The following is a 21996-nucleotide window of genomic DNA, read 5'->3' as shown; positions in this document are numbered from 1 at the left end:
CTGCCAGTCCACGCTTGTGCAATAACATCGTTATCGCTGCCGTCAGTGTAGTCTTACCATGATCTACATGACCTATAGTACCTACGTTTATGTGCGGCTTCTTCCTCTCAAACTTAGCCTTTGACATCTTGCAGCCTCCTTTATTTAAGCATCCTGTCAGCAAGCAATGAGTTCAAAGCAATGAGCAATGAGCAATGAGCAAAACCACTACCCGGCTTTGCTTTACACTCATTGCTCATTGCTTTTTCTAACTCATTGCTTCCTATTTGGAGCCCTTGACCGGAATCGAACCGGTGACCTCCTCCTTACCAAGGAGGTGCTCTAACCGACTGAGCTACAAGGGCGGTTTTTTCTGAAAAACGCCCATCTGCGGCGTCAGGACATTAAATTTGAGGTTCAACGTACCAACTAGTACGCCTCACCTCAAATTTAATGTCCTTCCTTGCACCTGGGCATTTTTGAGAAAAAACCTTGTTCCTTGTGCTGCCCTGCAAACTCTCTTCACTGTCGTCCATGGACGACCCTGGAGCGGGAGACGGGATTCGAACCCGCGACAGCCAGCTTGGAAGGCTGGAACTCTACCGCTGAGCTACTCCCGCGAGATTTTCCTGAAAAACGCCCATCTGCGGCGTCAGGATGTAAGATTTAAGCCTCAACATACTACACAGTACGCCTCGCCTTAAATCTTACATCCTTCCTTGCATATGGACATTTTTGAGAAAAATCTCGACCTTAGATTCACCTCCTACTAACTTAAATCCTCCGGCTTTCCTCGTCGTCCGCCTTGTCTAAAGCCATTTCTTACATCCTTGTTTGCTTACCTAACACGCCGCATCTGGGCATTTTTGAGAAAAATCTCTTTTACCCTTCATTGCTATGCTCTGTCCTGTAAACTATCTGTTAGCCTATTGCTTATAACAGCTTACTTATAAAAATGTTACCTTACAGCTATAAGCCATAGGCTATAAGCTATAAGTGGTCGTCCGCAGGACGACCCTGGTGGGGAGGGGAGGGTTCGAACCTCCGAAGCTATACAGCGACAGATTTACAGTCTGTTCCCTTTGGCCGCTTGGGTACCTCCCCCCACACATTCCATATGCCAATGGAGCTGGCGAAGGGATTTGAACCCCCGACCGGCTGATTACAAATCAGCTGCTCTACCGACTGAGCTACGCCAGCGAAAACCTACATATTATATAAGAATAAAATATTAAGTCAAGTGTGAATTGTTTAAAGCAAATGGCAGGCATATTTGAGTCAATATTTGACACCTCAGATAAATCCTTCTATCATTAATATCACAAAATCCAGGGACTTGTACAATGTCATTAATTGCGATCTTACAGGAGAGAGATAAGAAGCTAAGGAACCTGCAGAAAGATGTCCTGCTCGAGGCCGCAAGACTTGCAACCCTCTTAAGGGGGAAATTTGATACTGTTGTCGTCCCCTGAGGCAATTTCTTCTGCATTATGATGTGGCTGCCTCGTCTGCGCACCTCAAGGAAACCGTGTTTGGCAAGAATAGCACATACTTCTTTGCCGGAAAGAACACGGAGTTTAGCCAACCGCCACCTCAAACGGTTCGTTTTCGTTGAGGACTATCCTATAAGTTAGCCGTATTATTGTCAATATGCATTCTATGGGTACTCAGAGTATGTTGCTGTTAGCACATACGTTGGGTTATTTAGGCTTTCATTCTTTGTGCCGCTATCTCAAACAGGATTACTCCGGCAGCAACAGATACATTTAATGAGCTTACTTGACCGAAAAGCGGAATCCTTACTACCTCATCACATGCCTTGCGGACCAGCTCCCTTATTCCCTTACCCTCTCCGCCAATCACAATGGCCAGCGGGGTGGAATATGACATATCGTAATACATCTTTTCCCCGGTCATATCGAGGCCATAAACCCATATACCCTGCTCTTTTAGACGCTCAATCGTCTGAGTTATATTGGTCACCTTTGCTATGGGTATGTATTCTATGGCGCCGGCCGATGTCCGTGCTACTATATCAGTAAGACCGGTCGCCCGGTGTTTGGGTATGATAATGCCGTGCACGCCGGCCCCTTCTGCAGTCCTTATTATGGCCCCGAGGTTCCTGGGGTCCTCGACCCCGTCAAGAATCAGGATGAAAGGCTTTTCATTCCTCTTCTGTGATAATTCCAGGATATCTTCAACAGTTGAGTATTCTTTGGCAGCAGCCACGCCAAATACGCCCTGATTTTTTGTCGTACCTGACAGCCTGTCAATTGCATCCCTGCCCTCATAATGGATGACAATGTTCTTTGTCTTGCACAACCTGATTAGTTCATCTATAGCCTTGCCATGCAGTCCTCTTGCAATATATACCTTGTCAAAATCCCTTGTGCCGGACCTAAGCGCCTCAAGGAGTGTGTTGATCCCAAATAACGCATCTTTGTCCCTGCTCAACGTTTTACCCTTGTAGTGCCATCCGGTCTGTCTTCCAGGACTATTCCTGCATCTGACAACTGTTTTCTTATCTCATCTGACCTTTTCCAGTCTTTTCCCCTTCTCGCATCCTCTCTGTCTTTTATCAGTTTTTCAATCTCTGCATCTGACAGAGAAACACTAATCCGGGGGATAGTCTCTTCAGAGATCAAATGCCCTGCCTTTGGTTTAATTTCAACTTTAATAAATTTCCACTTAAATGGGTCAATAAAAAACAGACCAAGGACTCCGCCAAATGTCCTGAACAGACCTCTTATCTCACTTGAAATATTCCGTGAAATCCCATGTTCAATTTTTGTATTTACCTCTTTCCTTAACATCTGCAGACTTGCTATAGCAGCAGCCGTATTAAAATCATCATCCATGGCCTCTGTGAACTCTTTCTTACATACTTCTATAGCAGACCTGATACCCTCGTCCGGCAATGCCATTGTCACATCGCCATTACCTGCCTCTTCGACCTTCTGAAGCATTGCATAGAACCCGTCAAGCGCTGCGTGTGAAATATCCATGCCATAATCTGAAAAATCAACCGGACTCCTGTAATGGTTTGCGATAAGGAAATATCTTAACACCTCAGCAGTGATCTCTTTTGGATACGGATATTTGTCAAACACCTCTCTGATGGTAAAGAAATTCCCCAGAGACTTTGACATCTTCTCCTGATTTACATTGACAAAGCCGTTATGGATCCAGTATCTGGCGAATGGCTTTCCTGTGGTTGCCTCGCTTTGTGCGATCTCATTCTCGTGATGCGGGAATATCAGATCCTTGCCGCCGCCATGGATATCGAATGTCTGTCCAAGGTATTTCATTGACATGGCAGAGCATTCAATATGCCACCCCGGCCTCCCTCCCCCCCAGGGGCTGTTCCATACAGGCTCACCTTCCTTAGAAGACTTCCAGAGTGCAAAATCAAGCGGGTCTTCTTTCCTTTCATCCACCTCAACGCGGGCGCCGGCCAGCATCTCCTCTGTATCACGTCCTGAGAGCTTTCCGTAATCGTTGAATCTGTTTACCCTGTAATATACGTCGCCGTCAACTGTGTAGGCATATCCACTTTCCATTAACGACCCAATCATCTTCTGCATCTCATTAATATGTTCAGTTGCCTTTGGTTCTATATCCGCCTTCCTGACACCAAGCAACTCCATGTCCCTGTAATATTCATTAATATATTTCTCTGCAACAAGTCTCCAGTCAAGCCCATCCCTATGGGCCCTTGCGATGATCTTATCATCTATGTCTGTAAAGTTTTTTACGAATGAGACCCTGAATCCCTTATATTCGAGATACCTCCTTATGACGTCAAAGACGAGGGCGCTCCGCGCATGCCCGATGTGGCAGACGTCATAGACAGTCACACCACAGACATACATGCCAACGTGGCCTGGGACTAATGGCTCAAATATCTCTTTCTTGCCTGTTAATGTGTTATATATCCTCACCTGAAAACGCCCCTATCTACGTGTCATTCCCACGGAACCTGTCCCCGCAGGATTTAAGCGGGGAGTGGGAATCCAGAACCAGGCCTCGGTCTGGATTCCCGCTTACGCGGGAATAACGTTTTCATTAACCTTGGTGAGCCTGATGCTCATGACGGTTCACTCGAAAACACCCCTAAGTACCCGTCATTCCCACGGAACCTGTCCCCGCAGGATTTAAGCAGGGAGTGGGAATCCAGAATCAGGCCTCGGTCTGGATTCCCGCTTACGCGGGAATGACATTTTCGGGACACTCAAAATTTCGGGGACATCCATACTTAATTCCGTAAATTAACGGATTTGGACTTCACTATAAATCCCACCCGTAATCACCTATCAGCGGCACAAACACACATGAAAGTAGATGTGAGGTAACTATACCTTTAGCCGTCTTAACTACCTTTGTTAACATCTGTGAATACCGGTCTCCTACAGGAATGACGAGCCGGCCCCCGTCTGAAAGTTGTTCAATGAGGGTTTCCGGGATCTCCGGAGCGCCGGCTGTTACTATGATGCCATCAAACGGCGCCTCCTCTTTCCAGCCTAATGTGCCGTTCGATACCCTGAAAATGACATTGAAATACCCGAGATCATTCATTAGTGTCTCAGCCCGTACTGAAAGAGACACAATCCTTTCCATTGTATAAACAGACCGGGCCAGTTGAGCAAGCACAGCAGCCTGGTAACCTGAGCCTGTCCCTATCTCCAGCACCTTCTCATCCCCCTTTAACTCCAGGGCCTCAGTCATAACCGCAACCATATAGGGCTGCGATATCGTCTGGCCTTCGCCAATCGGAAGGGCATTATCCCCGTATGCCCTCCATTCAAGCTCTTTCCCTGCGAAGATGTGCCGCGGGACTCTCCTCATGGCAGATAATACGCGTCCGTCCTTTATGCCCCGCGGTATAATCTGCTCATCCACCATGGCGTTGCGCTGTTCTTCAAAATCAGTCATTGTAATATAGGTTCACTTGAAAATGCCCCCAGGTACCCGTCATTCCCACGGAACATGTCCCCGCAGGATTTAAGCCGGGAGCGGGAATCCAGAATCAAGCCATCGGTCTGGATTCCCGCTCCCGGCTCATGACATTTCATCCCTGATTCTATGCCTTTTCCTTCATTCTTTCATCAAGTACAGATTCCCAGTGGCGGAGTTCCTTTATGGCATTATACTCAGTCAGATCGAGCCGCAATGGAGTAATAGAAATCATATTCTGCTCAATTGCCGAGAAATCACTGTCATCTGTATCCTCCCAGGATAGTCTGCTCCCCCCGATCCAGTAATATTTCCTGCCGCGCGGGTCAACCTTCTCGACAATAGCATTTTCATCATATATCCTCTTACCCTGACGGGTGATCTTGATACCCCTGATGCTGCCTGCATCAACATTTGGAACATTCACGTTCAGGAGGACTCCCGGTGGGAGCGACCGTTCCTTGATCATCTGTGCCAGTTGAAGGGCAAATCCTGCAGCGGTCTCAAATTTGTAGTCGCTGTCAGCTACCTGCGAGACTGCAAAAGAGGGAATTCCAAGAAGCGTTCCCTCAAATGCAGCTGAAACAGTGCCTGAGTAAGTAACATCATCACCGAGGTTTCCTCCCCTGTTGATACCTGAGACCACCAGATCCGGTTTTCTGTGAAGAATGCCATTTACACCAAGGTTTATACAATCCGTTGGGGTGCCATTAACGGCATATATATTATTGCCAAGATTATCGAGCCTCAACGGTTTGTGGAGTGTCAGTGCATGACCTGCTGCAGACCGCTCCCTGTCAGGTGCAATAATGTAGACATCCCCCATACATCTGAGTGCATCGGCTAAAATACGAATACCGGGTGATTGAACACCATCATCATTGGAGACTAAGATAAGCATGATATGGTCGGGGCGAGCCGATTTGAACGGCCGACCACTCCCACCCCAAGGGAGTGCGCTACCAGGCTACGCCACGCCCCGATTTCTTTATTTGAGTATATTAAGCACCCCCTCCAACTCATCTATTGCCCTGTCAATTACATTTACAGGGGGGGCGGCAGGTACAGCTTTACCTTTTAGTTCCTCAAGCCTCTTTCTTGCGCCTGCAATCGTAAGACCTTCCTCATAAAGCATCTTCTTTATTCTAAGAATCCTTTCAATATCTTTCTGTTCGTAAACCCTCTGCCCACCCTTGCTTTTTCTCGGGGCAATCTCAGGGAATTCTGTCTCCCAAAAACGTAAAACATATGCCTCAAGGCCGGTTATCCTGCTGGCCTCACTTATTTTGTAAAACAATTTCACTTATCAGCTCTTTTGTCCCCTGCCTCACTGATATATTGTTTGAAGATGTGACTGGGCCGGAATGTAACTACCCTTCTCGGCTTTATACCAATCTCCTCGCCGGTTTTTGGGTTTCGCCCCTTGCGCTCTCTCTTGCTCCTGACAACAAAATTTCCAAAGCCTGCAATTTTTACTGTCTCACCGTTTTTAAGACCTTCCTTGAGGGTATTTAATACAAGTTCTACGATATTCAACGCCTCTTTTTTTGAAATCCCGATCTTCTCATAAAGTTCATTGGCTATGTCAACTTTTTTCACATCAGACCCTCCCTTAACGTCTTGAAAATATTATTATAAACAGTTCTCACTGTCAAGAAGATAAGACCGTCTTTATTACAGGGTGGTACTTGCTCCCCCGCTGCAGTGTCTTATTGTATTGCCATACACCAATAAAACATAACAGCATCGTAAACATACCTGCGAGCGCTGCCCAGACATCACTACCGCCGATATATTTACCGGCAATGGCGCCTATGAAAAAAGTAATCAGGGGAAGCATATAAGTTATAAAGGACGCCTTTAAGAAGGTCTTTGGCCCGACTGCAACTTCGACTCTTTCACCAACATGGGCGCCTGCCTCATTTTTTGCTTCTATGATGACATCAGTGGTCTCAGAGGAATGACACATGGACCGGGACGCACATCCCCCGCAGGAACTCCCGCGGACAGCACGCACCTTTGCCATGCCATCTGAGACCGATACAACAATACCTTCTTCAATCATGCTGTTGTCCATCTATGACCTCTCACTATCCTTGAGCAGTTTGAACTCTATACTGTCAGCCAGGGCCTGCCAGCTTGCCTCTATGATATTCTCTGATACTCCTACTGTTCCCCATTTTTTATCTTTATCACCTGACTCGATAAGAACGCGGACCCTCGACGCAGTCCCCTTCATTCCTGTCAGCACCCTCACCTTATAATCCAACAGGGAAACATCCCGAAGGGATGGGTAAAATTTTTCAAGCGCCTTTCTGAGTGCATTGTCAAGTGCATTGACCGGACCATTTCCCACTGCCGCCGTATGTTCCGTCTCACCGTCAACATTCAGCATAATTGTCGCTTCGGAAATCGGCGCTTCATCCTCACGCCTTTTCTCAACAATAATCCTGAAACCTATCAGATTGTAAAATCTCGTGTGCAGATTGAGCGCCTTCTTCATCAGTAATTCAAACGATCCCTCTGCACCCTCAAACTGATATCCCTGCTCTTCCATCTCTTTCAAGACCTTTAAGACCTCATTTAGCTTTGGACGGTCATCCTGTTTTATTGCTATGCCATAATCACCGGCCTTTTGTACGATTGTGCTGATGCCTGAATAATCAGATACAAGAGTCCTTCTGACATTGCCTACAGCATCAGGATTTACATGTTCGTATGTCATCGCCTTCTTCCTGACTGCGTGAACGTGCAGACCGCCCTTATGCGTAAATGCACTATCTCCAACATAGGGCTGATGCCTGTCCGGTGTAATATTCGCTATTTCGCTGACAAAATGTGATACGCGGCGCAGATGTTTTAACTGTTCCAAAGACAGGCAATCTATACCGAGTTTCAGCCTCAGGTTGGGTATTATAGAGCACAGGTTTGCATTTCCGCATCGCTCTCCAAGTCCGTTGATGGTCCCCTGTATTTGTCTTATGCCTGCTTCTGCTGCGATAATTGAATTGGCCACTGCAAGGTCAGAATCATTGTGGCAATGAATGCCCATAGCAGCCTTGCATTCACTGCGGGTCTTCTTTATTATCCTGCCTATGTCGCCGGGCAGTGTGCCGCCATTAGTATCACACAATACAAGGCAATCGGCGCCGGCCTGCAGAGATGTCCTGAGTGTTTGTATCGCATATTCAGGATTTGATTTGAAACCATCAAAATAGTGCTCTGCATCGAAAAAGACCGTTTTACCCTTTGACTTCAGGTATGATACGGAGTCTGCAATCATATCGAGGTTCTGCTTTAATGTAACACCAAGGGCCTCGGTAGCGTGAAAATCCCAGCTCTTGCCGACTATGGTAACATGGCTTGTGTCTGCATCAAGAAGCGCCTCGATATTTGGATCGCCCTTTGCTTTGTTCGAAACCTTGCGAGTGCTTCCGAAGGCAACAATCCTGGACTTCTTCAGTCTGAGTGACTTTACCTCCTGAAAAAACCTTGTATCCTTGGGATTTGCCCCGGGAAACCCCCCTTCAATGAAATGTATCCCAAGGCTGTCGAGCTGCTCAGTGATCCTTATTTTATCTTCAAGGGTGAACGAAACATCTTCAGCCTGAGCGCCATCACGCAGAGTTGTATCATATATTTCAACATCTCTCACTTTAAAATATCCTCACATAGTGTGAATCTTTTTCTCCAGCTCAAACTCCCTGTGTAAGGACCTTACAGCAAGCTCTGCATATTTTGAATCAATAACACAGGAAATCTTAATCTCAGACGTACTGATCATCATAATATTTATACCTTCTGCAGCCAGCGTACTGAACATTTTGGCTGCAACACCGGAATGTGATCTCATGCCCACTCCCACAATAGAGACCTTTGCAATGTCTTCTTTGACAGCAAGTTCTTTGGCTCCGATATCCTTTACAATGCCGGTCATAATCTCTTTAGTCTTTGTTATGTCTGCACGGGGAACAGTAAAGGATATATCTGTCAGCGACTCCTGACTTACATTCTGGATTATCATATCTACCACAATGCTGGCATCAGAGACAGTCCCGAATATCTTTCCCGCAATACCTGGCTTGTCAGGTACTCCAACAATTGTAACCTTGACCTGATTCCTGTCACATGTAACACCGGAGACAACGACCTTCTCCATATCTTCATCCTCCTCTGCCAGCAGTGTGCCATTGCCATCCTTAAATGAAGACAAGACGCGCACCTTAACCCCGTATTTAGCCGCATATTCCACAGACCTGTTTTGCAACACCTTTGCGCCAAGGCTCGCAAGCTCCAGCATCTCTTCATATGAGATCTTGTCAAGCCGCCTTGCTTCCATGACAACATTAGGATCAGCCGTATAAACGCCATCAACATCGGTATAAATGTCACAAAGGTCTGCCTTTAGCGCCGCTGCAATGGCCACAGCAGTAAGATCAGACCCTCCCCGGCCAAGCGTGGTTACATCTGAATTCCCGCTTATCCCCTGAAAACCGGCCACTACAGGTATTATACCACTATTAAGCGCCTCACGGACCCTTTCAGCTCCGACATGCTCAATCCTCGCCCTGGTATGAGTACTGTCCGTAATAATACCGACCTGCCTTCCTGTAAATGCCCTGGCTGCATGACCCATGCTGTTTAATGTTATTGCAAGCAGTGCGATTGTTACACGCTCCCCGGATGAAAGCAGCAGGTCCATCTCCCTTTCCACAGGTGAATTTGTAATCTCATGTGCAAGTAAAACAAGCCTGTCTGTCTCCCCGCTCATCGCAGACACAACCACCACGACATCGTGACCTTCCGCATGGGTCTTTGCCACTCTGGCTGCAACGTTCTTTATACGTTCGACATTGCCTACAGATGTACCGCCATATTTCTGGACTATCAGCATATTGTTATCCTGTTGAAGGTGACACTCTTACCAGCATATCAATCAGTTTAGTCCCATCCTCTACAAACAGACCGCTGGCCTCTGCATTTGCTTCATCATAACACCGGCCTGACTTGCTGCCCTCACCGTTGTCATAGAGGATAAACGGGACAGGCTCAGGTGTATGCGTCCTGGTGCTGACCGGCGTCCAGTGATCGCAAAGTATCAGGAACCTGAAAGGCCCTTTATCCTTCATGCCATTCAGGACTGTGCCAATGACCTTATTATCCAACTCCTCGATAGCCTTAACCTTGCCGGATATATCACCGTTGTGTCCGGCCTCATCAGGAGCCTCCACATGAATATATACAACATCCTTAGACTCAAGTTCCTTCAATGCATATTCTGCCTTACCCCTGTAATTAGTATCTATATAGCCTGTAGCCCCTGGTACATCAATGATGTCAAAACCGGCATACTTCCCTATTCCCCTCATAAGATCAACAGCCGCTATCATTGAACCGCTAAGGCCGTATTTTTCGTGGAATGTCTTTAATTTCGGCGCCTTGCCCTGACCCCAAAGCCATATACCATTAGCCGGCTTATCGCCCCTGTCAAGCCTTTTCTTGTTTGTTGGGTGCGATGACAGGATGTGGAGCGCCCTTTCCATAATGTCAGTCAGCACTTCCACCCCCTGACCTGCAGGAAGGCGGCCTGAAAGGGGCTTTCCTGTAAAATCATGCGGCGGCGTACACCTTACATCTGTCTCTCCACCCTTCCACACCATAAGGTGACGGTAACTTATACCTGGGTAAAAACGGAGGACCTCACTGCCAAGCTCCTTGTCCAGGCTTAAGATGAGCTCTCTGGCTTCATCAGTCCCAACATGCCCGCCGCTGTAGTCATCCATAACTGCATCAGCCGCAACATTCGTGGATATATATTGCCCATCTCGCGTAAGCGTTACGAGATTGCATCTGTAAGCCACATCATCCTCTCCCAGCGATACACCTATGCTTGCAGCCTCAAGTGGTGAGCGGCCGGTATAATAGATGGCCGGATCATATCCAAGAAGGCTTAATTGAGTCACGTCACTCCCTGGATAAAATCCATCCGGCGCAAGTTTGACCAGTCCTAACACGCCATTTTTTGCAAGCCTGTCCATATTGGGCTTGTTCGCAGCCTGCAGCGGCGTCCTGTTGCCAATATCCGGCACAGGATAGTCACCCATGCCATCACCTACGAGAACTATGTATTTCATCTTATGATCTCCGTTCAAATCCCCCCTATCCCCCCTTTTCTAAAGGGGGGAGCTGATTTCCCCCTTTTATGCAGAGAGGAAATACTTCCCCCCTTTGTAAAGGGGGACTAAGGGGGATTTTCATCCTCTTTTAATAGCCTAATACCTTCAACACCTCTCCCTTATCCGCTTTAACTGTAACGGGAGCCGCTGACCTATTGATTGCCATCTCAGTGTCTTTGAGACCATGTCCGGTAAGGGTGCATACAACCCTTTCCCCTCCGGAAAAAACACCTGCCTTATTCTTCTTTATTACACCGGCTATTGAAGCCGCTGATGCTGCCTCACAGAAAACCCCTTCAAGAGATGCCAGCATGTTGTATGCCTCAAGTATCTCCTCATCTGTCACCATGTCAATCGCACCTTTGGATTCAGATGCAGCATTTACCGCCATCTTCCAGCTTGCAGGATTCCCGATCCTTATCGCTGTTGCTATAGTCTTTGGATGTTCAACTACATGTCCCAGGACAATCGGTGCAGAACCAGCTGCCTGAAAACCCATCATCCTCGGCAGACCATTGATTTTACCAATCTTGCTAAATTCCTTATAACCCATCCAGTATGCACTGATATTCCCTGCATTCCCAACCGGAAGAAAGTGATAGTCAGGATAACCATCGAGCTGATCACATACCTCAAAGGCCGCTGTCTTCTGCCCTTCCAGCCTGTAGGGATTTATTGAATTTACTATGGTAACAGGATATTCCTCTGCCACCCCCTTGACAATGGAGAGCGCCTCATCAAAGTTACCGTCTACCTGGATGACGCAGGCCTGGTGGATCATTGCCTGTGCCAGCTTCCCCATGGCAATCTTGCCCTCAGGAATAAGGACAAAAACCTTTATACCAGCCCTTGCGCCATAGGCCGCTGCTGAAGCAGAGGTATTGCCTGTAGATGCACAGATGACTGCACGTGCCCCGTCTTCAACGGCCTTTGATATGGCCATAGTCATACCCCGGTCTTTGAATGATCCTGTTGGGTTGGCCCCTTCGAACTTTAAGAATATGGAAATGTCCGGATTGATAGCCTTTGTAAGGTTCTTGCAGGCAATTAGCGGCGTATTACCTTCATTAAGTGTAATAACCGGTGTATTGTCAGAAACTGACAGGTATTCCCTGTACTGTTCAATTATGCCTTTCCAATGCATTAACGTCTCCTCATTAGTTGCCCTCTTCAACCCTTAACATGACAGTCTTCTCCGGCACATACGATAACCGGTCAATCTTCGCAAGGGCGTTTCGCACATCCCGCTCGCGCGCCATGTGCGTCATCATTACCAGCGGGACATTACATCCTTCCTTCCGGCCCTTCTGTATGACAGATTCAATGCTGATATTATGCTCCCCAAGTATCCCGGATATAGTTGACAATACCCCGGGTTTGTCAACCACAGTAAACCTGAAGTAGTACATTGAAGTAATTTCAGATATGTTTAATATCTTCAGAGGCGCCCTCATGCCTTCCTTAAAAGAGGCCGGAGGGATCTTCCCGCACCCGCCGTTCAGGATATTTCTCGAAACATCTATTATGTCAGCCACTACAGCGCTGCCTGTAGGTAAATCCCCTGCCCCCCTGCCGTAGAAAAGCGTAGGCCCAACTGAATCTCCTGTTAAATAAACCGCGTTGAATGCATCATCAACCGTTGCTATCAGATGATTCCAGGGAATCAGGGTCGGATGCACCCTGACCTCTATGCTGTCATCCTTCATCTTTGCGATTGCAAGGAGCTTGATCCTGTAATTAAATTCCTTTGCGTAGCTTATGTCCACAGGTAATATGCCGGAGATTCCTTCCGTATATATCTCCTTAAAACTTACAGGAGTGCCAAAGGCAATAGTCACAAGGATAGCAAGCTTGTGCGCAGCATCTATTCCATCCACATCAAACACAGGATCAGCCTCTGCATACCCGAGAGTCTGCGCCTCCCGCAGGACGTCTCCAAACTCCCGGCCATCATTCGTCATTTTAGTCATTATATAGTTTGAGGTACCGTTTACTATCCCGTAAATCTTCTCAATCCGGTTGGCAGCCAAACCTTCCCGTATGGCCTTGATAATCGGGATGCCGCCGCAGACACTTCCTTCAAAGTAGAGGTCAATATTCACGGAAGAGGCTGCATGAAATATCTCTTCTCCGCTCATGGCAAGAAGGGCCTTGTTAGCCGTTACCACATGTTTACCATTTTTTATAGCAGCTAATATATAACTCCTGGCTGGTTCCTGACCTCCCATTACCTCAACTACTATGTCAACCGACGGATTATCCACAATATCCTTTATATCTGAGGTCACCATTTGTCCTGATAAACCTGACGGTAATGGTTTATCAGGGTTCCTGCGAAGGATCTTCACAATTTCAACAGGCACACCCAACCGGCGTTTTATCAATTCCCCGTTCCTGTGCAGGATGTCCGCCACACCGGAGCCGACTGTGCCGAGACCTATGAGACCTATGCCGATCTTATCCTTCATTATTTGCACAAAACCTTCTTAATCCCCTGTACAGCCTGTTTTATACGCCGCTCATTCTCAACGAGGGCAAATCTTACATAATCATCGCCGTACTCACCAAAACCAATGCCGGGGGAGACAGCAACCTTTGCATCCGTTAATAGCAGCTTGGAAAATTCGAGAGAACCAAGATGCCTGAATTGCTCAGGTATCCTTGCCCAGACAAACATAGTGCCCAAAGGTTTCTTAATATCCCATCCAACCCTTGCAAGACCATCTACAAGCGCATCCCGGCGCTTTCTGTATGTATTGACCGTCTCCTGCACACAATCCTGCGGGCCATTAAGAGCAATTATTCCGGCAATCTGTATGGGTTGAAAAACACCATAATCGAGATAACTCTTAATCTTTGTAAGGGCTCCGACCATTTCCCTGTTCCCAACGCAAAAACCTATACGCCACCCCGGCATGTTATAGCTTTTTGACACTGAAAAGAATTCAACCCCTATATCTTTAGCGCCTGGAACCTGAAGGAAACTTGGGGCGGTATATCCGTCAAACACTATGTCTGCATAAGATATGTCGTGAACAACCATAATATCGTTTTCTGTTGCAAAGTCTGCGACACGTTTAAAGAAGCCCAGGTCAACTACAGCAGTGGTAGGATTGTGCGGAAAGGAGATGATAAGCATTTTAGGACGCGGCCACATCTGTTTATATGCGCTGCACATGTCTTCAAAAAAGTCCGAATCGTCCCTCAGGGGAATGCTCTTGACCTCACCGCCTACGATTATCACGCTGTAAGGATGAATCGGATATGTAGGACTTGGAGCCATTACAACATCACCTGGATTTATTGTGGCAAGGGCAAGGTGAGATATTCCTTCTTTGGCGCCAATCGTTACAACAACCTCGTTCTCAGGGTCCAGATCAACATTATAGCGGCGTTTATACCAGTCAACCATGGCAGTCCTGAGTTTGGTGATACCCTTGGATGCAGAATACCTGTGGTTCTTTGGGTTTCTCGCTGCCTCACACAGTTTATTCACTACATGCTCCGGACTTGCAAGGTCAGGGTTTCCCATACCAAGGTCTATAATGTCTTCACCCCTCCGGCGGGCATCAATTTTCATCGAAGTGACGATGCTGAACACATACGGCGGCAGTCTCTGTATTCTTGTAAATTCTCGCATATAATTGTCCCTGTACCCTCCTTAAATTATTAAATATTAAAGATATTTCGACGGATTGTCAAACCTTCTTTTCAGGATATTTCTTGTCCCGGCAGGATTGATTCTTGTAAACTAATCTCTTTTTTAACTTACAATAAAGGGCAACAAATGTCCTGCAGCTCCCAGAACCATCTACTGATTCAGATTCAGGAAATCTTGCATATTTGCATTCCAGATCACAAAAATCCATAAATAAAATCGCCCTCTTAGGGTATGCCGATCGAAATTTCGCAATTTTTTCCCTTATCAGCAGAGACATCAGCCCCCCCGATACAAATATCAAGATTGGCGCCGCCATCCAGTAAATCATCGCCGGCGTTTCCTGACAATATATCATATCCGTTATTTCCGTATAGCTTGTCGTCTCCAGCGCCGCCGGACAACCAGTCGCTGCCATCTCCGCCGTTCAGGGTGTCGGGTCCATCTTCGCCGTCCAGGTAATCAATACCGGCATTACCATTAAGGATGTCTGCACCATTGCCTCCACAGATAACATCACTACCGCCAAGGCCATTAATCAAATCATCTCCATTAAGGCCATCTATCACATCCGGACCTGGTGTACCTGTGAGGATGTCATTGCCATCTGTCCCACGGAGTGTCACAGGTCTGCCCAAACAGACTCCAAGGGGAGTATGATCGCAGACATCCCCTCTCCCATCACTATCAGTATCCCTCTGATCCGGATTAGCAATACGCGGACAATTGTCAACGCAGTCTGTATGACCATCGCCGTCTGTATCCAGGCAGTCTGGTTCAAAGATCGCGAAGGGTGAAAGAGATGATACATTTCCGCAAATAATATTATTCAGAATATCGAGTGATGTGGTCGCATCTGCCCAATTCCCATTTTCGTAATGAAACATTTTAATGGCAGATTCAGCGACAAAACTAATCCCGCTATAATTGATACATATCTCAATCTCATTCTGATAAGCAGCAGTTGTTGAAATCTCATAGTAGAGCGGCGGAGCACCCGGCATGAATCCGGGAGGGGGCGCCTGCCCTGTTCCGCTGGTAGTAACCCCGGTAATGCCGCTCCCTGTCACATCGCTGAATTGAATGGTAACAGGGGTTGTCCAGGTAGAGGGGTCTACTGGTGTAACCACAACATTTTGTCCCGGGAGAGTTAATACATGAATACAGTCACTGTCCAATGGATCGGTGACACCATCGCAGTCGTCATCTGCACCGTTTCCGCAGACTTCTGCCTCGGATGGATTGATTGCCGCATTGGTGTCATCGCAATCACCCGAGACATCCGTCAGCTCCCATACCTTTCGGAATCCTTCAGGCTGATCACAGCTTTCTGTCCTGAACCCGTTGGAGTATCCGTCGTTGTCCGCATCCCGGTACCAGGTTTCCGTCACCCCTTCATCAATCTGTCCATCGCAATTATTGTCCAGACCATCGCAGACCTCGACAGGATTCAGTGGTATATGCTGAACACCGTTGACAGGATCACATATATCTTCTGTACAGGCGTTCCCATCATCCGGGTCAATCAGCGCATGGAAAATTCCAAGTCCGGGATCACACCTGTCTTCTGTGCAGGCATTACCATCATCAGGATCAATGAGTGCATGGAACACACCAAGTTCCGGAATGCAACGATCCTCTGTGCACGCGTTTCCATCATCAGGATCAATAAGCAAATGATAGATACCTATGCCTGGATCACACCGGTCATCAGTACACACGTTCCTATCATCAGGATTAATGATCTCATGGAAAACACCCAGCTCGGGGATGCAACGATCCTCTGTACAGGCATTACCATCATCAGGATTAATCAGCACATGATATACACCTATGCCTGGGTCACACCGGTCTTCAGTGCACGCATTTCCATCATCCAGGGAAAGATCTTCATCTATACTTCCATCACAGTCGTTATCCGCCCCATCGCATATCTCGGGTGCGGCCGGGTGTATCGCCGGGTTCTCATCATCACAGTCGTCTTCTGCGATATAGCCGTCATCGTCCTGGTCAGCCGGATTAATCAGCCTGCTCTGTACGCTGATTTCAAAGGGATACGTCTGTCCTGGTGTGGCAACGCCAGCAGGGAGTATCTCAAGGAAATAACGCTTCCCCTGGAATGAAGGAGGACCCAAAGTCAGTGCAAACGGGATTTCCCCGCTGACCTGACTCAGTCCTGCTGTCTCCAGTCCGGCCGGAGGTCTGAAGAAGGAATCCGCCGCCGGATGAAACTTGAGAGACTTCTCCACCCATTGCGTTCCGCTGGCATCCCCCGGCAAAGTGCCGGTAACCCCCTTACGGACAACAAACCCGCGGTCATCAACAATTCTTACAGGCATCTCGTGAGAGAGTTTTATGTGGACATCTGTCTGATAATTCTCAGGGAGCCAGTCAGGACAGATATCTCCCACGCAGGGAAACAATGGGATTCTTACAGCCAGAGCCGGGTCACTGAAGGCTATGAGTCCCTGAAAACCATCCGGTCCTGTCAGGATATTCTCCAGGTCCGGATAGCAGTTTAATCCGAGGCCGTTGAAGACAAACTGCTCCGGATCAAAGTCAACTGGACAGACATCATCCGCATCCGGAACGCCGTCATCATCATCGTCATCATCGCATGCATCGCCGTCATTGTCCCCGTCAATATCCGACTGATCGCTGTTTGCAATGTCAGGGCAGTTGTCGCACGCATCCCCCACGCCATCGGAGTCAGCGTCAGTCTGATCACTGTTGGCAACAGCAGGACAGTTATCATCCCAGTCGTATCTTGAATCATTATCATCATTACTGTCACAAACGTCGCCAATATCGTCGTTGTCAGTATCCAACTGGTCCCGGTTGCAAAAGTTGGGACAGTTATCCTCTGCCCATGGTTTTCCATCACCTGAAGTTCCATCGCTGCAACTTTCCCGGTCATCACACACATCCCCGATGCCGTCACCCACCAGATGAGTATCTGACTGGTCCGGATTGGCCAGGTCCGGGCAGTTGTCAACATCGTTATTCCATCCGTCATCATCCCTGTCTGTATCACAGGCATCGCCGAACATGTCTCCATCAATATTTCTCTGGCCTGGATTCGGGTGGTTGTGGCAGTTGTCGTCCGCATCAGGCACTCCATCTCCGTCGTCATCCTGATCATCCACATCATCCAGCGTAAAATCGCAATCCCGGTCAGCCGAACCAATACCGACCGCGGCAAAACCATTGACGATACTGCAGATATCTTCTGCAGTGAAACCATAGCGATAGTCAAGACCATACTGCCGATTTTCATCTACGTATTCCCATGCCTGGGCAATAGTCTGCTCCCTCGCATCCGTAAAATCTGCATTTTCGTGCAGGCGGTAGACCAGGACATCATAATAGAGCGGCCTTGTCTTTCCCCTCCCGAGGCCGGAGACATCAATGCCGGAATGGGTTCCCCCTTCGGTAATCAGATAAGCCGCCTTGTTCATGATGCTGCTGTTCGTATGCACCCCGCCGTTGTCGTCATTGGTATCTACATAGTTATTCATATGGTCAGGGTCGTCTTTTCGTGCCGGATCAGACATGTCGCGCAACAGGCAATTTGTATCGTCGCTGTCCAATGCACCACCGCCACCGTTATCTATGCCGTCCTGACAGCTTCCAGGGCAACCCTCATCAATAAATGTATCCCCGTCATCGTCCTCAAGATTTCCACATTGAGCCCCTGTCTCGGGACATCCTTCATCAATTTCTCCGTCATCGTCATCATCGTCGTTGTTTCCGCACTGGCTGCCGCTCTCCGGCTCACCATCACCCGCATCCCCGCCTGCATCCCCGTCTTCTCCTCTCACACGGATATCCTCACCAATCTTCCAGTTGCCATCGGCCATCGCACCGAAGAAGTCTGCATAACTCTCATCAAGTGCACCCGACTGATTTTCATAAAGGAGTCCATCTCCATCTTTATTCTCATCAATGCCATGTGTGAATTCATGGGCCATGACGTCAAGCGTAGTATAGCCGTCTCCGAATATGAAATGGTCGCAGAAAGGATCGTGCCTCGCATTGCGCCAGTCCCGGCCAACATGGATCATGTCCTCTACTTCTTCCCCGTCATTATCGTAGGAGTGGCGGCCGAAGGTGTCGTGAAAGAAGTCGTAGACCTGATGGCTGAATGTAAAGGCATTGTCGCCGTCGGCGTCACCTCCGGGATACCGCTCTGTCGGACCTTCTTCACTGAACCATTGATCAATGCTGCTGTCATCAGGCCAGTTCCAGCACCAGTCAGAGGTGCTGCGCCTGGCCGTATAGATTTCAAAGTCTTTCGGAGGCGCGTTATGTTCCGTAGACAGATCCAATACCTTGAGGACCGCCCCATCATAAGCATCTATAATATACATCCATGAAGTGCCCATGCCATCTGAATTACCCAGACCTCTTACCATTACCCGCCAGGCGAGATGAGTTTTATCGGAGGGGTCTGGTTGTCCCCCGCCTATCGCAGTAAGACCGCGGTTGTAGTATATCAGCCTTGTGACGCCCGTCACCTTCAGATCGCTCCCCGGCACATTTGCAAGGGCAATCTCATTGGCGGTAAGAAGTGTAATGGACGCAGGGGGTAGCTCTGGCAGCTCTGCCAGGTAATTGCCGTTATAGCCGGTGATCTTCCCGTTTTTCATATGAAGGGCGAGGGAAGCGGCATATACCGGGATTCCATCAATGTGCTGTCCAAAAAAGAGGTGTTGTCCTCTGTCGGAAGGATCCGGATTTCCGCCGCCTGTTGCTGTCAACGAATTTGTCACAATCCGTCTTAGATAATACTGTTTCAGTGGGTGTTCCCGCGGAGTGGTATCGGTCAATAGATTTTTATAGCGGATAAAGAAATCAAGCGCCGCTGCCACAGGATTATCCTGCAACGCCGCAGGGATTGGCACGCGCATATCTATAAACCGTGGGATGCCTCTCTCAAAACGGATCTGAACCGGCTTCTCTGACTGACTTTTTAACATGAGAAACGCGTTGAATTGAAGATCCCCGATATCTATAAATGTCGCTGTGCAGGTCTTGTCCGTGTCCATCAGGGCGACCCCGTCTTCGCAGTCCGGGTCGCCGTCCCAGCCAGTAAATATCCAGGGAAGATTTGTACCGGCAATCAGAGTTACTTCAGCGCCGCCATTGTATGTCTTATCCGCTGACGAACAATTCAGTCCGCAGTTGATCCCTCCCGGCTCATTTGTCTGGATAATCCCACTCCCTGAGCCGTACTTGTTCAGTGTCAGCGTGTAGGTTTGAATGGTAAACACTGCGAAGCAGACCGTGTCTTCATTGCCTATGGTAACAGTGCCATCCGCGCAGTCCGGGTCTCCTCCCCAGTTTGAAAACTCATTCCAGGGATCGGGTGTGGGTTCAAGCGTGATGGACGTCCCTGCCGGATAGAGTTCCGAGCAATCTGGTCCGCAATCAATCCCGGCGACATTGGCGCTGACCACTGTCCCGCTTCCATTGCCAACCTTGTCCACGATAAGAAAATGCGTTTGAAGGTTAAATATTGCAGTGCATGTGATGTCCGCATCCACAATGACAGATCCGTCCAGGCAGTCCGCATCCCCTCCCCACGCAATAAATTCAGAGTCCTGGTCAGCCAGTGCATCCAGGGTAATCTCCGTACCGGAGTTATAGATAACTGAACAATCCGGACCACAGATATAGTCAGCGTCATGAAGCGCATCAATCATAACTGTCCCATTACCGCCGCCTGCCCTGGCAATGGTAATGCTATAGGTCGTGATGTTGAATATAGCCGTGCAGGTCTTGTCGCTGTTCATAGTAACTACGCCGTCAGAGCAATCCGGGTCTCCTCCCCATCCTGCAAATTCAAATTCTATTCCCGTATTACCGCCGTCACCCGGAATTGCCTGCAATGTTACAGAAGTGCCGTCAGGGTATGTCTCTGTGCAGTCATTTCCGCAGATAATCCCTCCCGGCGGTTCCAGACTGGCGACCGTGCCGCCTCCTGTCCCCTCCATTGTTATTGTCAGGGTATAATTTGGAGAGGGGACTGTTGTCTCTGCAACTGCAACATTGTTATCATAGTTGGCCTCCGGCTCATTAGCCGTTATGGTGACGGTATTCTCTATCAGGCCTGACACTAAAGGTACAACGACAATGGTAATCGTGGCGTTATCCTGCGAGGACATGACCCCCAGGTTGCAACTGACGACATGATTTACCTCCTGACAACTTCCCCGATCTGAGTCTGCAGATAGGAACGTTACCCCTGCAGAGAGCGTATCTGTGAGAGTCACACCGGTAGCAGTATTAACGCATAGATTTGAGACATGAACTGTATAGGTCAATGGCTGACCTTCCTCAACAGGGTCAGGAGAGTCTGTCTTTGTAACAGACAGGTCTGTCACGTTCAGGGATATGGTCTCATCAGTAATCCTGGATACAAAGATTTCATAAGTGGAATCAAAGCTCGTGTTATAGGCTCCTGGAGTCACAGGAAAATCACTGGAATAGGTTGTCCCGGTCAGATAAGCGGACCTGCCGGTGCAGTCCAGGGCAATTCGTTTACCTGTTTCGCTGTTGGTTCCTCCTAAATAAGATGAATATACAAAGGCCGTGCCGGCTGCGTTGATCTTTGTGATAAAGGCATCCGAGATGCCTGCGTCCGGACCTGTGCCCGGAATTACATTTGATGTCGGAAAATTTGTTGAACTTGTGCTACCTGTAACATAGGCATTACCAACTGAATCCGCAAAAATACCACTGCCGCTGTCATAGCTGCTCCCACCTAAATAGGAAGAATAGGCCACTGCCCCTGCAGCGTTAAATTTAGTGACAAAGGCATCGGTGTCAGGCGGGTTGCCCGGCTGAACAGGGTTCACAGAGGGAAAGTTTGTAGATGCCGTGTTTCCTGTCACATAGGCATTGCCAGATGAATCAACTGAAATATCGCTTGTGATATCATCCAGGTTACCACCTAAGAACGTAGAATAAACAAGGGCCGAACCACTGACATCTAATTTTGTGACAAAGGCATCCCTGAAACTGAGCCTTGCCGGCTGAAAAGCAGCCTGAGTAGGAAAGTCCGGCGAAACGGCAATGGAAACTGTCCTTCCGGTTACATAGGCATGACCCTCCGGGTCAACGGCGATACTGAAAGCGATATCATCACCATTACCGCCCAGATATGTCGAATAAACGAAGTCCGTTCCACCGGCATTAATCTTTGTGACAAAGGCATCCCAGTAAAGT

The 21996-nt window shown here is 48.2% G+C and carries 14 protein-coding genes, 5 tRNA genes and 10 pseudogenes; all 29 read right to left on the bottom strand.

Annotation, left to right across the window (positions count from 1 at the left end; translation table 11 throughout):
* Window positions 1–127: elongation factor Tu (tuf, locus tag IT393_06220; protein MCC7202233.1), on the bottom strand; the 127-nt coding region annotated here is incomplete at its 3' end.
* 140 nt (window positions 128–267) lie between these two features.
* Window positions 268–344 (bottom strand) — tRNA-Thr (locus tag IT393_06215).
* Window positions 345–524: 180 nt separating this feature from the next.
* A tRNA-Gly gene (locus IT393_06210) sits at window positions 525–599 on the bottom strand.
* A gap of 398 nt (window positions 600–997) precedes the next feature.
* Window positions 998–1083 (bottom strand) — tRNA-Tyr (locus IT393_06205).
* A gap of 20 nt (window positions 1084–1103) precedes the next feature.
* A tRNA-Thr gene (locus tag IT393_06200) sits at window positions 1104–1179 on the bottom strand.
* A gap of 214 nt (window positions 1180–1393) precedes the next feature.
* Window positions 1394–1564 (bottom strand): annotated as a pseudogene (locus IT393_06195) (type II toxin-antitoxin system HicA family toxin).
* Window positions 1565–1683: 119 nt separating this feature from the next.
* A complete protein-coding gene (gene rlmB, locus IT393_06190) occupies window positions 1684–2433 on the bottom strand; it encodes a 23S rRNA (guanosine(2251)-2'-O)-methyltransferase RlmB (GenBank protein MCC7202232.1) in 750 nt (249 codons plus the stop codon).
* Complete coding sequence (locus IT393_06185) at window positions 2430–3920, bottom strand: cysteine--tRNA ligase (GenBank protein MCC7202231.1); 1491 nt, start codon at window positions 3918–3920, stop codon at window positions 2430–2432. The genes rlmB and IT393_06185 overlap by 4 nt, the downstream gene beginning before the upstream one ends.
* Before the next feature lie 346 nt (window positions 3921–4266).
* Window positions 4267–4911 carry a protein-L-isoaspartate(D-aspartate) O-methyltransferase gene (locus IT393_06180; protein ID MCC7202230.1) on the bottom strand — a complete coding sequence of 215 codons (645 nt, stop codon included), beginning with the start codon at window positions 4909–4911 and terminating at the stop codon, window positions 4267–4269.
* Window positions 4912–5059: 148 nt separating this feature from the next.
* Entirely contained in the window at window positions 5060–5833 is a 774-nt protein-coding gene (surE, locus tag IT393_06175; GenBank protein MCC7202229.1) for a 5'/3'-nucleotidase SurE, read from the bottom strand.
* 4 nt (window positions 5834–5837) lie between these two features.
* Window positions 5838–5914: transfer RNA gene (locus tag IT393_06170), tRNA-Pro, on the bottom strand.
* Between the two features lie 6 nt (window positions 5915–5920).
* A complete protein-coding gene (locus tag IT393_06165) occupies window positions 5921–6235 on the bottom strand; it encodes a MerR family transcriptional regulator (protein MCC7202228.1) in 315 nt (104 codons plus the stop codon).
* The gene (locus IT393_06160; protein ID MCC7202227.1) at window positions 6232–6531 is read right to left on the bottom strand and encodes an integration host factor subunit alpha; all 300 of its coding nucleotides are present in this window, start codon (window positions 6529–6531) and stop codon (window positions 6232–6234) included. Before IT393_06160 ends, IT393_06165 begins: the two co-directional genes overlap by 4 nt.
* Before the next feature lie 52 nt (window positions 6532–6583).
* Window positions 6584–7009, bottom strand: coding sequence for a SoxR reducing system RseC family protein (locus tag IT393_06155; GenBank protein ID MCC7202226.1), 426 nt, complete (start codon window positions 7007–7009; stop codon window positions 6584–6586).
* Window positions 7010–8587, bottom strand: a complete 1578-nt coding sequence (locus IT393_06150; GenBank protein MCC7202225.1) for a citramalate synthase — start codon at window positions 8585–8587, stop codon at window positions 7010–7012.
* A gap of 12 nt (window positions 8588–8599) precedes the next feature.
* Window positions 8600–9826, bottom strand: a complete 1227-nt coding sequence (locus IT393_06145; GenBank protein ID MCC7202224.1) for an aspartate kinase — start codon at window positions 9824–9826, stop codon at window positions 8600–8602.
* 4 nt (window positions 9827–9830) lie between these two features.
* Complete coding sequence (locus IT393_06140) at window positions 9831–11066, bottom strand: cofactor-independent phosphoglycerate mutase (GenBank protein MCC7202223.1); 1236 nt, start codon at window positions 11064–11066, stop codon at window positions 9831–9833.
* A 130-nt stretch (window positions 11067–11196) separates the two neighbouring features.
* Window positions 11197–12252 carry a threonine synthase gene (locus tag IT393_06135; GenBank protein ID MCC7202222.1) on the bottom strand — a complete coding sequence of 352 codons (1056 nt, stop codon included), beginning with the start codon at window positions 12250–12252 and terminating at the stop codon, window positions 11197–11199.
* A gap of 13 nt (window positions 12253–12265) precedes the next feature.
* On the bottom strand, window positions 12266–13576 hold the full coding sequence (locus IT393_06130) for a homoserine dehydrogenase (GenBank protein MCC7202221.1): 1311 nt from the start codon (window positions 13574–13576) through the stop codon (window positions 12266–12268).
* Window positions 13576–14748 carry an aminotransferase class I/II-fold pyridoxal phosphate-dependent enzyme gene (locus IT393_06125; GenBank protein MCC7202220.1) on the bottom strand — a complete coding sequence of 391 codons (1173 nt, stop codon included), beginning with the start codon at window positions 14746–14748 and terminating at the stop codon, window positions 13576–13578. Before IT393_06125 ends, IT393_06130 begins: the two co-directional genes overlap by 1 nt.
* Window positions 14749–15425: 677 nt before the next feature.
* Window positions 15426–15770 (bottom strand): annotated as a pseudogene (locus IT393_06120) (thrombospondin type 3 repeat-containing protein).
* Window positions 15771–15947: 177 nt separating this feature from the next.
* A pseudogene (locus IT393_06115) lies at window positions 15948–16193 on the bottom strand (putative metal-binding motif-containing protein).
* Between the two features lie 462 nt (window positions 16194–16655).
* Window positions 16656–17105, bottom strand: a pseudogene (locus IT393_06110) (putative metal-binding motif-containing protein).
* A 312-nt stretch (window positions 17106–17417) separates the two neighbouring features.
* Window positions 17418–17816 (bottom strand): annotated as a pseudogene (locus tag IT393_06105) (thrombospondin type 3 repeat-containing protein).
* A gap of 312 nt (window positions 17817–18128) precedes the next feature.
* Window positions 18129–18626 (bottom strand): annotated as a pseudogene (locus IT393_06100) (M4 family metallopeptidase).
* A gap of 84 nt (window positions 18627–18710) precedes the next feature.
* A pseudogene (locus IT393_06095) lies at window positions 18711–19181 on the bottom strand (hypothetical protein).
* Between the two features lie 195 nt (window positions 19182–19376).
* Window positions 19377–19814, bottom strand: a pseudogene (locus IT393_06090) (hypothetical protein).
* 1065 nt (window positions 19815–20879) lie between these two features.
* Window positions 20880–21503, bottom strand: a pseudogene (locus IT393_06085) (SBBP repeat-containing protein).
* A 126-nt stretch (window positions 21504–21629) separates the two neighbouring features.
* A pseudogene (locus IT393_06080) lies at window positions 21630–21929 on the bottom strand (SBBP repeat-containing protein).
* Between the last annotated feature and the right edge of the window lie 67 nt (window positions 21930–21996).

This window comes from Nitrospirota bacterium, from assembly GCA_020851375.1.
Lineage (GTDB): Bacteria > Nitrospirota > 9FT-COMBO-42-15 > HDB-SIOI813 > HDB-SIOI813 > RBG-16-43-11.
The sequence above is the reverse complement of the archived record's forward strand: the minus strand, read 5'-3'. Positions and strand labels throughout refer to the sequence as shown.